A 13,705-nucleotide genomic window follows, 5' to 3' on the forward strand; every position below is an offset into this window, starting at 1 on the left:
CCGGCACTAGACTTCCGCCTCGATGGACGCCCAGCCCGCCCCCGCCGACACCCGCCCCTGCGCCCACTGTGGACGGGACGTGCCGCAGCGCGTCGGCGCCGGCCGGCCGTTCCGCTACTGCCGGGACAACGACGGCGCCTGCCAGCGGGCCTCCCGCAACTCCCGGATGCGGCACCGCAACGCCCCCGGCCTGCCGGGGCAGGTGGCCCGCACCTGGGAGGCGGTGGACCGGCTCGACCAGATCGTCGAGACGCTTACCGAGGCGCTGCACGCCGAGCTCTCCCCGGCCGGGGTGGAACGCCAGCTCGCCCAGCTGCGCGCCGAGACCGCCGCCGACATCGCCCGGGCGCACACCGAGCGCGACGAGGCCCGCACCGACGCCGAGACCGCCGCCGCCGAGGCCACCCGCGCCCGGCAGGAGGCCCGCGCCGCCGCCGCCGACCGCGACACCGCCCTGGCCCGCGCCGAGCAGGCCGACGCGCGGGCCGCCGCCGCGCGGGACCACGCCGAGCGCGCCGCGGCGGACCGGGACGTCGCCCGCCGCGAGGCCAGCGCCGCCGAGGCGCTGCGCGCCCAGGCCGAACGGGACCGCGACGCCGCCCGCCACGAGCTGCGCGGCCTGCGCACCGAGCGGGACACCGACCGGCGGCGCGCCGCCGACCTGACCGTCGAACGCGACGCCGCCCGCGCCGACGCCCAGCGGGCCACCGCCGCCGCCGCAGAGGCGGTGCGGCAGGCCGAGCGGGCCGAGGCCGAGGCCGCGCGGGCGCGTACCGAGGCCGACCGGCACGCCGAGCAGGCCCGGCGGGCGCACGCGGAGGCCGCCGCCGCGACCGCTGACCGGGACGCCGCGCGGGCGGCGGCCGACGCCGCCCGCGAGGAGGCCGCCGCGGTGTCGGCCCGCGCCCGCGAGGAGGCCGCCGGGGCCGCCACGCAGCGCGACGCGCTCGCGGCCGAGCTCGCCGAGGCCCGCCGCGGCGGCGACGCCGCGCAGGCCCGGCTGACCGAGACCGAGGTACGGCTGCGCGCCGCCGAAGCCGACCGCGACGCCGCCCAGCGGCGGGCCGCGCAGCTCGCCGACCAGGTCAGCGACCTGGCCGCCGCGCTGGCCCGGCTCGGCGCGCCGCCTCAGGCGGGCTGAGCGGGCACCTCGGCCGGTGCGGCCTCGACCTGCACCCTCGTGTCGTGGAACGTCGGCCCGCCACCCAGGTCGGTGTCACGGACGGCGGTGACGGCGTTGACGGTGCTGCCGCCGGGGCTCAACCGCGCCCAGTACGCCTTGTAGGTGAACGCCAGCCCCGGCCGGGTGGCCTCGTCCACCGCGACGGTGGCCAGGAACGCGCCCCGGTCGTTGTGCACCCGCGCCGCGTCGCCGTCGGCCAGCCCCCGGGCGGCCGCGTCGACGGGGTGCAGGTGGATGCGGGGCGGGCCGGTGCGGTCGAGGTGCCAGGGCAGCGACGCGAAGGTGGAATTCATCAGGAACCGGCCCGCCGGGGAGATCAGCGCCAGCGGGAACCGCCGCGCCAGCTGCGGGTCGGCGGCCTCCACCGGCGGGGTGTAGCCGATCAGCGGGTCGACGCCCTGCCCGGTGAGCTGCGGGTCGTACAACCGGGCCCGCCCGTCGCGGGTGGGGAAGCCGCCCTTGGCGTACGGGGCGGCGCCGACGTCCACACCGGTGGCCCGCGCGTAGGTGTGCTCGCGCAGCTCCTCGAAGCTGACCCCGGCGCCGTCGAGCAGCTGCCGGGCCAGGTCCTCGTCGGTGTCGCGCAGCCGGGGATGGGTCAGGCCGAGGGCGGCGGCGATGCGGCGGAAGATCTCCGTGTTCGGCAGCGCCTCCCCCGGCGGGGTGCTCGCCGGCAGGTTCAGCGTCGCGTAGTGGTGCCCGTAGGAGGTGTGCAGGTCGAGGTGTTCGGGCTGCATGGTGGCTGGCAGCACCACGTCTGCCCAGTCGCAGGTGTCCGTCCAGCGCTGCTCCAGCACCACGGTGAACAGGTCGGCCCGGCCCAGCCCGGCGCGCAGCCGGTTCTGGTCCGGGACGGTGGCGGCCGGGTTGGCGTCGAACACCACCAGCGAGGTGACCGGCGGGTCGGCCTCGCCGGTCAGCGCGGCGGCGAGCCGGCTCATGTTGATCGAGCGGGCCGGCGGGGTGGGCAGGTCGGCCGGGCGGGCCACCCGGTCGGGGTCGATCCGGTGGTGCCCGGAGGTGGTCACCAGCGCCCCGCCGCCCGGGTAGCGGAAGTCCCCGGTCAGCAGCGGGATCGCCGCGATGGCCCGGACGGCCTGGCCGGCGCCGGCGTGCCGTTGCAGGCCCAGCCCGACCCGGATGGCGGTGGGCCGGGTGCCGGCGATCCGCGCGCCGAGCCGGCGCAGCACGTCGGCGTCGAGACCGCACTCGGCGGCGGCGCGTTCCACCGGCCACTCGTCGAGGCGGGCGTCGAGCCGTTCCCCGCCGGTGGTGTGCGCGTCCCGCCATTCCCGGTCGACACCACCGAGGTCGCGGATGTGGCGCATCAACCCCAGCGCGAGGGCGGCGTCGGTGCCGGGCAGCGGCGCGACGTGCTCGTCGCTGCGCGCGGCGGTGTCGGTGCGCAGCGGGTCGATCGTCACCACGTACGCGCCGCGCCGCTGCGCCTCCTGCACGAACGGCCAGTGGTGCAGGTTCGTCGAGAGCAGGTTCGCGCCCCACAGCACGATCAGCCGGGCGTCCACGATCGACTCCGGTTCGAAGCCGACCGACCCGCCGTAGATCGACTGGAGGGCGGCGCGGGCGGCGGCGGTGCAGATGGTGGTCCGCAGCCGCGACGCGCCCAGGTGGGCGAAGAGCCGAGGCCCCATCGTCCAGCCCTGCACCAGGCCCATCGTGCCGGCGAAGTAGTACGGCAGGATCGCCTGCGGCCCGTCGGCGTCGATGGTGGCGCGCAGCCCGGCCGCCACCCGTTGCAGCGCCTCGTCCCAGCTCGCCGGCCGGTACGACACCGGCCCGACGCCCTTGGGCCCGACCCGCACCAGCGGCCGGGTGAGCCGGTCGGCTCCGTTGACCGCGTCGAGGTAACGGTTGACCTTGCCGCACAGCGCGCCCCGGGTGAACGGGTGGTCCCGGTCGCCGCGCAGCGCCACCGCCCTGCCGTCGGTGACGGTGAGCTGCCAGGTGCAGGTGTCCGGGCAGTCCAGCGGGCAGGCGCCGGGGTGGATCGTGGTGCGGGCCATGGCGCGGATCGTATCCCCACCACGCCGGGCGGGGCGGCCCCGCGCGCGCCGGGCGCGGGCCGGACCGGGGTCAGTGGATGCCGGCCATCAGCCGGGAGATGTGCCGGGTGAACATCACCGCGCCGAGGCCGAGCAGGACCGAGGCCAGGCCGAAGGTGAGGAAGTAGGTCGGTTCGGGCCAGGTCTCGGCGAGCCGGGCGACCTGCCCGCCGATGGCGTCGCCGACGGCGGTGGCGAGGAACCACAGGCCCATCATCTGGCTGGCGTACTTGACCGGGGCGAGCTTGGTGGTGGCGGACAGGCCCACCGGGCTCAGCGACAGCTCACCGGCGACCTGGATGGCGTACACGGCCACCAGCCACCACGGGGAGACCAGGTCCCCGCCGACGGCGGCCTGCGCGGCGGCGGCCATCAGCACGAACGACAGGCCGTTGAGGACCAGGCCGACGGCGAACTTCACCGGCGTGGACACCCGGTGGCCCAGGCGCAGCCAGAGCCAGGCGAACAGCGGCGCCCCGATGATGATCAGGATCGGGTTGACCGACTGGAGCCAGGAGGCGGGGAAGGTGAAGCCGAGCACGTCCCGGTCGGTCCGGTCGGCGGCGAAGATGTTCAGCACCGACCCGGCCTGGTCGTAGATCAGCCAGAAGGCGGCGGCGAAGACGAACAGCCACAGGTACGCCTTCATCCGGCTGCGTTCGGTGTTGCTGATCTCCTGGTCGGTGATGATCCGCGCGAAGTAGCCGATGGTGATCAGCACGGTGGCGATGGTCAGGGAGTTGACCACGGTGTTGACGGTGAACAGGTCGGCCACGGCGAGCGCGGCGAGCACCACCAGCAGCACCAGCACGCCGACGCCGATGCGGGTCAGCGCCCGGCGACGGTCGGCGCCCAGCAGCGGGTCGGCGGGGCGCTCGCCGGCGTCGCCGAGGTTGCGCCGGCCCAGGACGTACTGGAGCACGCCGAAGGTCATGCCGATCGCGGCGGCCCCGAACCCCAGGTGCCAGTTGATCTTCTCGCCGAGGAAGCCGGTGACCAGCGGGGCGATGAACGCGCCCAGGTTGATGCCCATGTAGAAGATGGAGAAGCCGGCGTCGCGGCGGGGCGAGTCGCGGTCGTAGAGCGAGCCGACCATGGTCGAGATGTTGGGCTTGAGCAGCCCGGTGCCGAGCACGATCAGGGTCATCCCGGCGAACACGCTCCACCGGGCGGGGATCGCCATCACGTAGTGCCCGACGGCGATGATCACGCCGCCCCACAGCACGCTGCGGCGAGCGCCGATCAGTCGGTCGGCGACCCAGCCGCCGGGCAGCGCCATCAGGTAGACCATGGCGTTGTAGGTGCCGTAGACCGCGTTGGCGGTGGACTCCCGCATGCCCAGGCCGTCCTCGGCGACCGCGGCGGTCAGGTAGAGCACCAGGATGGCGCGCATGCCGTAGAAGCTGAACCGCTCCCACATCTCGGTGAGGAACAGCGTCGACAGCGCCCGGGGATGACCGAAGAAGGTCTTCCCGCCCGGCGGTCGGGCGTCGACCGGCGTGTCACTGGTCATCGTCACCTCCTCCCGATCTGGGGCGGCTAACATCCCCGGTGAGCGCCGAAACACTCCACCGATTCGACCCGGCCGGGGACGACCCCGCCGGGTCTCGCCCGTGGCCGGTTACCCTTGCAGGGGCCACCGGCCGGATCACCCAGCCGGGCGGGAATGCCGCGGGGGCGACGGGCCGTTACACCGAGAAGACCAGCACCACGAACGAGGGGAAGTCGATCATGGGCGAGCGTATGCTGCGCGGTAGCCGGCTGGGCGCGGTCAGCTACGAATCCGACCGCAACACGGAGCTCGCGCCGCGTCAGACCCGCGAGTACCTGTGCGCCAAGGGTCACCAGTTCGAGGTGCCGTTCGCCGTCGACGCCGAGGTCCCCACGACCTGGGAGTGCAAGTTCGACGGCAGCGTCGCCCGGCTGGTCGACGGCACCGAGCCGGAGCAGAAGAAGGCCAAGCCGCCGCGTACCCACTGGGACATGCTGCTGGAGCGGCGCTCCATCGCCGAGCTGGAGGACATCCTCGCCGAGCGGCTGCAGGAGGTCCGTACCCGCCGCGGCCGCGCCTGAGCGGCCCCACCTGACGGACGACGGCGCCCCGGGAGATACCTCCCGGGGCGCCGTCGTGTGTGTCAGGGGCGGCGCGGCTCGACGATCTCACCCTCGATGGCCCGGCCCCCGTCGACGACCTGCGGCGGGCCCGCATCGACGACCTGCCCGTCGACCGTCGGCTCCGACGCGGGCCGGCTGGCGCCGCGGCGCACCCGCACGGTGCGCGGCCCGAACAGGTCACCGGCGACCATCGACGACACCCGGCGCTCGGCGGCACGTTGCACCCCGGCGCGGGCCAGCCGGCGCACCGGCGGCACCAGCAGCAACAGACCCACCACGCCGCTGACCAGGCCCGGGGTGGCCAGCAGCAGCGCCCCCAGCAGCCCCACCAGCCCGTCGGTGACCTGCCGACCGGGCGGCTGCCGGGCCTCCACCGACGAGCGGAACCCGCGCCAGGCGCGCATCCCCTCCCGGCGCAGCAGCACCAGCCCCAGCAGCGACGCCGCGAACACCAGCAGCACCGCCGAGCCGAACCCGATCACCCGGCCCACCCCGACGAAGACCGCCAGCTCCAGCACCACCGCCAGCAGCAGGGCCGGCGGCACGAACCTCAGGTATCGGCGCATCTCACCTCATCCGCGTCGCGCGGCGCCCGGTCGACGACGCCGCCGTGAACCGGACACGGGGCGGAAACCCCGCCCCTCCAGCATGACACGCCCGGGCGTCACGGCCACCGGCCCGCGACCCGCCGGCCGGGCCACGCCGCCGCCCGCCGGTCCCGCAGCCCCCACGTCGTGATCCGCCACAGCGCCTCCGCCACGATCAGCGGGCTCATCTTGCTCGCGCCGCGCTCCCGTTCGGCGAAGGTGATCGGCACCTCCACGATCCGCACCCCCGCCCGGTGCGCCAGCCGCGACAGCTCCACCTGGAACGAGTAGCCCTGCGAGCAGACCGACTCCAGCTCCATCGCCGTCAGCGCCGTCGACCGGTACACCCGGTAGCCGCCGGTGGCGTCGGAGACCGGCATACCCAGCGCCAACCGCGCGTACAGGTTGCCGCAGCGCGACAGCAGCAGCCGCCGCAGCGGCCAGTTCAGCACCCGCGCCCCGCGGGTCCACCGGGAGCCGATGACCACGTCGGCGTCGCGGGCGGCGGCCAGCAGGGTGGGCAGGTCCTCCGGGGCGTGCGAGCCGTCGGCGTCCATCTCCACCACCGCGTCGTAGCCGCGCCGCCGCGCCCAGCCGAACCCGGCCAGGTACGCCGCGCCGAGCCCCTCCTTGCCGGGGCGGCGCAGCACGTTGACGTGCGGGTCGGTGGCCGCCATCGCCTGAGCGAGCGCGCCGGTGCCGTCGGGGCTGTTGTCGTCGGCGACGAGGATGTCCACCGCCGGCGCGGCGGCGCGGACCCGGGCGACGACGTCGGGGAGGTTCTCCGCCTCGTTGTAGGTGGGGATCACCACCAGCACGCGCCCCACCCCGGGGTGGCCCACCGGCACTGGCTCGCTCACCGCACCCCTTCCGCGCATCCGCCCCCGGCCTCACCGGCCGGCGTCGACCTCCCGGCGGCGGCGCAGCCCCCCGGCGGCCACCAGGACCGCCACCGCGAGCCCGGCCAGGGCCAGCTCCGGCCACACGCCCGCCCGGGTGGCGGGGGTACGCCCGTCGGCGAGCGCCACCTGACGCAGCACCACCGCGCGGGTGTTGAACCCGGTGGCGCCGCTTACCCGCCCGTCGGGGGTCACGAACCCGGACACCCCGACCGTGGAGGCCATCAACGCGCCCCGGCCGTGCTCGACGGCCCGCAGCCGCACCATCGCCAGCTGCTGGCGGGCCTCGGCGACGTCGAAGGTGGCGTTGTTGGTCTGCACCACCAGCAGCTGCGCCCCACCGTCGACGGTGTCGCGCACCAGGCCGTCGTAGGCGACCTCGAAGCAGATCACGTCGCCGAGCACCGCCGGTCCGGACCGGACCACGCCGGGCCGCTCACCGGCCACGAAGTCGTTGCGGACGAGGTCGACCTGCTTGCTGACCATCCGGGCGATCGTGCGCAACGGCACGTACTCGGCGAACGGGACGGGGTGCCGTTTGGTGTACAGCTGCGACAGGTCCGCCCCGGTGCCCGGGCGCCACAGGATCCCCGCGTTGCGCACCTGTCCCCGGTCGGGGCCGAGCAGCACCGCGCCGACCAGGATCGGCGCGCCGATCGCGTCGGCGGCCTGGGAGATCCGCTCCCCGGCGGCGGCGTTGCGCAGCGGGTCGATGTCGGAGGAGTTCTCCGGCCACACCACCAGGTCGGGGCGGGGCCGCGTGCCGGCGTCGACCCCGGCGGCCAGCTCCAGGGTGGCGTCGACGTGGTTGTTGAGCACCGCCTGACGTTGGGCGTTGAAGTCCAACCCGAGGCGGGGCACGTTGCCCTGCACGACCGCCACGGTGACGGTCCGGCCGGTGCCGGCGGCGCCGGTGGGCACCAGCAGCGCCCCGCCGGTGAGCGCCAGGGCCGACGCCACCAGCAGCGCCACCGGCGCCCAGCCGCGCCGGTCACGGCCCGGCCAGCGCCGCCACCCGGCGGCGAGCAGCAGCCCACCGGTCAGCGCCACGGCGAACGTCACCAGCGGCGCGCCACCGAGCCAGGCCAGCCGCAGCAGCGGGGAGGTGTCCTGGCTGAACGCCAGCCGCCCCCAGGGGAACCCGCCGAACGGGGTCCGGTCGCGCAGCGCCTCCTGCGCCACCCAGAGCAGCCCGGTTACCACCGGCCACGCCCAGCGGCGCCGGTCGACCAGCGGCGACACCCACGCGGTGGCGACGCCGAGCAGCGCCAGGTAGCCGGCCTGCAGCAGCGACAGCAGCACCCACGGCAGGTAGCCGGTGTGCAGGTTGGTCCACTCCAGCATCGGCGCGAACAGCGCCACCCCGGTCAGGAAGCCCAGCCCGGCGCCGGCACGCAGCCGCCGCCGGTGCGCGGCCGCGCCCAGCAGCGCCACCCCCACCGGGGCCAGCGGCCACACCCCGTACGGGGGGAACGCCAGCAGCATCGCCAGCCCGGCGAGCACGGCGGCGGGCACGGCCAGCCGCAGCGGCAGCGCGCGCGGGGCGTCCGCGCGGCCAACCACCTCGGCGGCCCGGGTCTCATCCCGGTCGAGCGTCGTCACCGGCACCTCACCACGATCACGCGGCGAAGGCTACCCGGCCGGCGGTGGCCGGTGCCGCCGGCCGGACCAGGTCGTGTCGTACCCGGCTGGCAGGGTGACCGGCATGACAGCGCCCCCGACCGTGACGTACGTGCTGATACCCGGCGCCGGCGGCAGCGCCGACTACTGGCACCTGCTGGTCGACGAGCTGCGCCGGCGGGGCCGGGAGGCGGTGGCGGTGGCGCTGCCCGCCGCCGACCCGCACGCCGCGCTGCCCGAGTACGCGGCCGTGGTCCGCGCCGCCGTCGACCCGCACCCGCGGGTGGTGCTGGTGGCGCAGTCGCTGGGCGCCTTCACCGCCCCGCTGGTCGCCGACCATCCGGCGGTGCGGCTGCTGGTGCTGGTCAACCCGATGATGCCGGCGCCGGGTGAGACGGCCGGCGACTGGTGGGCGGCCACCGGCCACGGCCCGGCGCGCGCCGCGTACGCCGCCGCGCAGGGCCGCGACCCGCACGCCGACGTCGACCTGGCGGTGGACTTCTTCCACGACGTGCCCGCCGAGGTGACCGCCCGGCTGCTCGACGGCGCGGGCGAGCCGGAGTCGGAGGCGGTGTTCGTCCGGCCGAACCCGCTGCGCCGCTGGCCGGACGTGCCGACCCGGGTGGTGACCGGCCGCGACGACCGGTTCTTCCCGGCGGACTTCCAGCGCCGCCTGGCCGTGGAGCGCCTCGGCGTGCGCCCCGACGAGCTGCCCGGCGGGCACCTGCTGGCGTTGAGCCAGCCACGCCGGCTGGCCGACCTGCTGGAGTCCTACGCCCGGGCCATCTGAACGGGCGGGCGGGAACAGAAATCGGGGCGCGGCATACGCCGCGCCCCGATGCTCCCAGGCCCTTCCCGGCCGGTGGGGCGAGAGTGAGGTGCGCCGACCTTCGGACCGACCGGACGCGGACTGGCTGCCCCCGCCGGGCCGTTGTCTACTGGCCGTGCCTCTCACCCTGCCCGTACACCGGTAACCGCGGCCGGTTCGCGCCGCCCCGCCGACCCCCGCCCGCTGGACCTGGCCGCCGCGACGAGTTGCACCGTGTCGCTCGGCCAGCGGACGAAGGGACGAAGCGAACAACAGCCGCTTCCCGTAGTAGGACTCAAAGACGGTACGGCTTGCACCCCCGCCGCTGTCAACCCACCCCCGGCCAGTCTTGTGTTGCGACACGGCGTGTCGCGTCGGCGCGTCTCAATCCGTGCCGAGATGCCGGCGCAGCAACGCCCGCGCCGCCCCCGGATGCTCGTCGGCGAGCAGCCCGCCGGCGGCCAGCACGTAGTCCACATCGACCACCGCGCGCGCCTCCCGGGGCAGCGGCCACCCGCCGGCGTGGTCGGCCAGCACCGCGGCGAGGACCCCGGCGGCGTGGTCGGCGGGGGCATGCCGCAGCACCCCACCGGAACCCACCATCAGCCGCACGTCCCGCAGGTCCCGGCCGGCGCGTTCCCCGGTGGCCGCGCCCCGGGCGTGCCGGCGCAGCGCCACCGTCGCGGCCAGCGCCGCGATCCGCCGGTCGGCGGCCCGCTCCGCGCCGGATTCGGCCAGGAACCCCGGGGCGGCGGCCCGCACCGCCGCCGCCCGCGCCAGAACGTCCTGCTCCCCCACCGCGAGCAGGCGTTCCTCGGCGGCGGCGCGGACCACCCCCGGCGCGCTCCACCGCATCCCCAGATCCCCCTCGACGGTGCGGGCCCGCCACAGCGTCCCGGCGACCTCCCGGCCCAGCCCGTCGGCCCGCTCGTCCGGGGTGAGCACCGAGTACACGTCGGTGGTGGCCCCACCGACGTCCACCACCGCCAGGTCACCGCCGAGGGTGTCGGCGAGTACCTCCACGCCGGTCAGCACCGCGTCCGGGGTGGCCGCGCGCACCAGCCGCGCGAACCGGGTACCCCGCGACAACCGCTTGCCGCCGATGACGTGCCGCAGGAACACCTCCCGGATCGCCGCCCGCGCCGACGCCGGGGCCAGCACCCCGATGCGCGGCAGCACGTTGTCAGCCGCCGTCACCGGCACCCCCGCCCCGGCCAGCAGGGCGGACAACTCGTCGCGGACCGCGACGTTGCCGGCCAGCACCACCGGCACCCGCCAGCGGGCCTTCGCCAACCGGGTCGCGTTGTGCGTCAACACCTCGGCGTCCCCACCGTCGGTGCCACCGACCAGCAGCACCACGTCCGGGCGGGCCGCCCGCAACGCCGCCAGGTCGGTCGCGCCGAGCCGGCCCGCGGCCACGTGCACCACGTTCGCGCCCGCCGACAACCCCACCCGCCGGCCCGCCTGCGCGGTGACCAGCGGCTCGTAGCCCACCACCGCCAGGCGCAGCCCACCACCGGCCGACGAGCACACGTACCACGGCAGGTCCCGGGCATTGAGCCCGGCGGTGGCCGCGCCGACCGCGGCGTCCAGGCCGTGCAGCACGTCCGTGCCGACCGTGGTCGGCGCCGACGCCGCCGCGACCAGCGCGGCGGCGTCGAAGTCCACCACCGCGACCTTCGTGTACGTGGACCCGACGTCGGCGCAGACGGCGAGGCTCACGCCGGCGGCGGGACGACCACGGTGCCGGTCGCGGTGACCGCCACGATCGGCGTCTCGAGCACCTCCGCCGCCGACTCCGACCGGTCCGGACGACCCCGGCACACCACCCGCGCCTCGAAGTCGATGGTGCGGCTGCGGGTACCCACCCGGGTCACCGTCGCCGTCACCTCCAACACGTCACCCGCCCGCATGGCGCTGCGGAACTGCACATCCGAGTACGACGCGAACAACCCCTCGTCGCCGTCGGTGCGGATGCACACCTCCGTCGCCACGTCCCCGAACAACCCCAGCGCGTACGCCCCGTCGACCAGGTTCCCCGCGTAGTGGGCGTGCGAGTACGGCACATACCGCCGGTGGGTGACGGTCAGCCCGACCCGGGAATCACTCATGCCTTCGCCTTCTTGTTCGTGATCAGCGCGTGCACCAGGTAGCTGGCCACCTCACCCGGGGTGGTGCCCCGGCCGAAGATCCGGTCCACGCCCAGCTCGCCGGTCATCGTCTCGTCGAACCGTGGCCCGCCCACGATCAGCAGCGGCCGCTTCCCCGCCGGCATCGCCTCCCGGAACGCCGCGGACATCTCCCGCGTGTTGTGCAGGTGCGCGTCGCGCTGCGTCACCACCTGCGACACCAGCACCGCGTCGGCCTTCTCCACCCGGGCCGCCTCCACCAGCTCCGGCACGCTGACCTGCGCGCCGAGGTTGGTGACCTTCAGCTCCCGGTAGTACTCCAGGCCCTTCTCCCCCGCGATGCCCTTGACGTTGAGGATCGCGTCGATGCCCACAGTGTGCGCATCCGTGCCGATGCACGCCCCCACCACCGACAGCTTGCGCCGCAACCGCTGCTTCACCACCGCGTTGACCTCCTTGGCGCTCAGCAGCGGGAAGTCCCGCTCCACCACCTGCACCGCGGAAAGGTCCACCAGATGGTTCACCCGCCCGTACACCACGAAGAAGGTGAACCCGTCGCTCATCGGCTTGGCGTGCACCAGCATCGCCGGGTCGATGCCCATCTTGTTGGCCAGCTGGATCGCCGCGCCCTCGGCCCGCTTGTCGTGCGGCACCGGCAACGTGAACGACACCTGCACCATGCCGTCACCGGTGGTGTCCCCGTACGGCCGGACGATCTTCTTCTCCGCCGCGGCCGTCACGCGCGGTCCCCTTCCAGGATCTCGGTGGCCGGGTTGTAGTAGTCGGCGTCGTGCGCGGCCACCCCGGCCAGGCCCTTGCCCCGGTCCGCGGGCCGCTTCATGATCCCGAACGTGCCCTCGGCGATCGCCGTCAACAGCGACTGGTCACCGATGCGCTCCAGCAGATCCAGCGCCTCACCCAGCACCCGGTTGGCGCGCTGCTGGATGAACCCGCCCGGCGCCGGCACGAAGTCCTCGTGCAACCCACCGGCCGCGCCCAGCACGTACCGCACGTTCTGCAGGGCGATGTCCCGATCCGACAGCCACGGCGTCACCACCGCCTCGGTCATCATCCCCACCAGCAGGATGCCCTGCCCGGTCATGGTGCCCACCAGGTTGAAGAACCCGTCGAGCAGATTGCCGCGGAACACGTCCCCGGTCATGTGCTTCGTCGGCGGCATCCACTTCAACGGCGCGTCCGGGAACAACTCCCGCGCCAACAGCGCGTGCGCCAACTCCAACCGGAACGACTCCGGCAGATCCGGGTTGATCTCGAACGCGTGCCCCAGCCCCAACTGCCAGTCGGCCAACCCCGCCTCGTGCGCGAAGAACTCGTTGAGCAACTGCGACACCGTCACCGTGTGCGCCTCGTCCACCGCGTCGGCGGTGGTCAGGTAGTTGTCCTCACCGGTGTTGATGATGATCCCCGCCCGGGCGTGCACCTGCCGGGAGAACCGCTGGTCCACGAACGTGCGGATCGGGTTGATGTCGCGGAACAGGATCCCGTACATCGAGTCGTTGAGCATCATGTCCAGCCGCTCCAGGCCGGCCAGGGTCGCCATCTCCGGCATGCACAGCCCCGACGCGTAGTTCGTCAGCCGCACGTACCGGCCCAACTCCTTCGACGTCTCGTCCAACGCCGCCCGCATCAACCGGAAGTTCTCCTGCGTGGCGTACGTGCCGGCGAAACCCTCCCGGGTCGCCCCCTCCGGCACGTAGTCCAGCAGCGACTGCCCCGTCGACCGGATCACCGCGATGACGTCCGCGCCGGCCCGCGCCGCGGCCTGCGCCTGCGGGATGTCCTCGTAGATGTCACCGGTGGCCACGATCAGGTAGATCCACGGCCGCTGCGCCGGATCCCCGTACCGCTTCACCAGCCGGTCCCGCTCCGCGCGCCGCCGGTCGATCAACCGGACACCCGCCCCGACCGCCTTGCGGGCCGCCTTCCGGGCGGCGGTGGCCGCCTTCCCGGCCGGCTGCGTGAAGCGCACCGACCCGGCCGCCGCCTTCTGCGCCAGCAACGTCACGTCGCTGATCTGCTCCCGCGCGAGGGCGTCGAACACCGGCACCGCCACCCCGTGCCCCAACCCGACGTCGGCCACCACCGCGTCCACCAGCCGGTTCACCCACGGAATGCCGTCCGGGTCCGCGCCGGTCACCCCGGCCAGCCGCAACACCGCCCGCTCCACCGACACCGTCGTGTGGCTACGCGCCAGATCCACCACCGGCTGCCCGGCGCGGCGCGCCAACTCCCGCGCCCGCGCCACCAGCACCGGATCCAGGTCGAGCTTGCCCGTCACGC

At 75.0% G+C, this 13,705-nt stretch carries 12 protein-coding genes; 3 read left to right on the top strand and 9 right to left on the bottom strand.

Annotated elements, in window-relative coordinates; all coding sequences use genetic code 11:
- The first annotated feature begins 22 nt into the window (after positions 1 to 22).
- On the top strand, positions 23 to 1,141 hold the full coding sequence (locus ACTMTB_RS26205; protein WP_441148872.1) for a hypothetical protein: 1,119 nt from the start codon (positions 23 to 25) through the stop codon (positions 1,139 to 1,141).
- Here ACTMTB_RS26205 and ACTMTB_RS26210 read toward each other — a convergent pair.
- Both ACTMTB_RS26210 and ACTMTB_RS26215 read right to left on the bottom strand, forming a co-directional pair.
- The gene (locus ACTMTB_RS26210; protein WP_441148873.1) at positions 1,129 to 3,207 is read right to left on the bottom strand and encodes a molybdopterin-containing oxidoreductase family protein; all 2,079 of its coding nucleotides are present in this window, start codon (positions 3,205 to 3,207) and stop codon (positions 1,129 to 1,131) included. The genes ACTMTB_RS26205 and ACTMTB_RS26210 overlap by 13 nt on opposite strands.
- A 70-nt stretch (positions 3,208 to 3,277) precedes the next feature.
- A complete protein-coding gene (locus tag ACTMTB_RS26215) occupies positions 3,278 to 4,759 on the bottom strand; it encodes a peptide MFS transporter (protein ID WP_441148874.1) in 1,482 nt (493 codons plus the stop codon).
- A 218-nt stretch (positions 4,760 to 4,977) separates the two neighbouring features.
- On the opposite strand from ACTMTB_RS26215, the gene ACTMTB_RS26220 reads away from it, so the two are divergent.
- Positions 4,978 to 5,319, top strand: a complete 342-nt coding sequence (locus tag ACTMTB_RS26220) for an RNA polymerase-binding protein RbpA (protein WP_007070998.1) — start codon at positions 4,978 to 4,980, stop codon at positions 5,317 to 5,319.
- Between the two features lie 62 nt (positions 5,320 to 5,381).
- On the opposite strand, the gene ACTMTB_RS26225 is transcribed toward ACTMTB_RS26220, so the two are convergent.
- The 3 genes from ACTMTB_RS26225 to lnt all read right to left on the bottom strand — a co-directional run bounded on the left by ACTMTB_RS26225 (position 5,382) and on the right by lnt (position 8,410).
- Complete coding sequence (locus ACTMTB_RS26225; RefSeq protein ID WP_441148875.1) at positions 5,382 to 5,927, bottom strand: FxsA family protein; 546 nt, start codon at positions 5,925 to 5,927, stop codon at positions 5,382 to 5,384.
- 98 nt (positions 5,928 to 6,025) lie between these two features.
- Positions 6,026 to 6,826 (bottom strand): polyprenol monophosphomannose synthase, encoded by an 801-nt coding sequence (locus ACTMTB_RS26230; RefSeq protein ID WP_441148876.1) that lies wholly within the window; start codon positions 6,824 to 6,826, stop codon positions 6,026 to 6,028.
- Positions 6,827 to 6,838: 12 nt separating this feature from the next.
- A complete protein-coding gene (gene lnt, locus ACTMTB_RS26235; RefSeq protein ID WP_441148984.1) occupies positions 6,839 to 8,410 on the bottom strand; it encodes an apolipoprotein N-acyltransferase in 1,572 nt (523 codons plus the stop codon).
- Between the two features lie 142 nt (positions 8,411 to 8,552).
- On the opposite strand from lnt, the gene ACTMTB_RS26240 reads away from it, so the two are divergent.
- Entirely contained in the window at positions 8,553 to 9,257 is a 705-nt protein-coding gene (locus ACTMTB_RS26240) for an alpha/beta fold hydrolase (RefSeq protein WP_441148877.1), read from the top strand.
- Between the two features lie 402 nt (positions 9,258 to 9,659).
- Here the strand turns inward: ACTMTB_RS26240 and ACTMTB_RS26245 are convergent, their stop codons facing one another.
- The 4 genes from ACTMTB_RS26245 to ACTMTB_RS26260 are packed head-to-tail and all read right to left on the bottom strand — an operon-like array spanning position 9,660 to position 13,703.
- Positions 9,660 to 10,997, bottom strand: a complete 1,338-nt coding sequence (locus ACTMTB_RS26245; protein WP_441148878.1) for a glutamate mutase L — start codon at positions 10,995 to 10,997, stop codon at positions 9,660 to 9,662.
- Complete coding sequence (locus tag ACTMTB_RS26250; RefSeq protein WP_441148879.1) at positions 10,994 to 11,386, bottom strand: hotdog domain-containing protein; 393 nt, start codon at positions 11,384 to 11,386, stop codon at positions 10,994 to 10,996. The genes ACTMTB_RS26245 and ACTMTB_RS26250 overlap by 4 nt, the downstream gene beginning before the upstream one ends.
- Positions 11,383 to 12,144, bottom strand: a complete 762-nt coding sequence (locus ACTMTB_RS26255; protein ID WP_334573002.1) for an OAM dimerization domain-containing protein — start codon at positions 12,142 to 12,144, stop codon at positions 11,383 to 11,385. Before ACTMTB_RS26255 ends, ACTMTB_RS26250 begins: the two co-directional genes overlap by 4 nt.
- Positions 12,141 to 13,703 (bottom strand): lysine 5,6-aminomutase subunit alpha, encoded by a 1,563-nt coding sequence (locus tag ACTMTB_RS26260; RefSeq protein WP_210779588.1) that lies wholly within the window; start codon positions 13,701 to 13,703, stop codon positions 12,141 to 12,143. The genes ACTMTB_RS26255 and ACTMTB_RS26260 overlap by 4 nt, the downstream gene beginning before the upstream one ends.
- Positions 13,704 to 13,705: the final 2 nt, after the last annotated feature.

The organism is Micromonospora sp. L32, assembly GCF_052068055.1.
GTDB classification, from domain to species: Bacteria; Actinomycetota; Actinomycetes; order Mycobacteriales; family Micromonosporaceae; genus Micromonospora; species Micromonospora purpureochromogenes.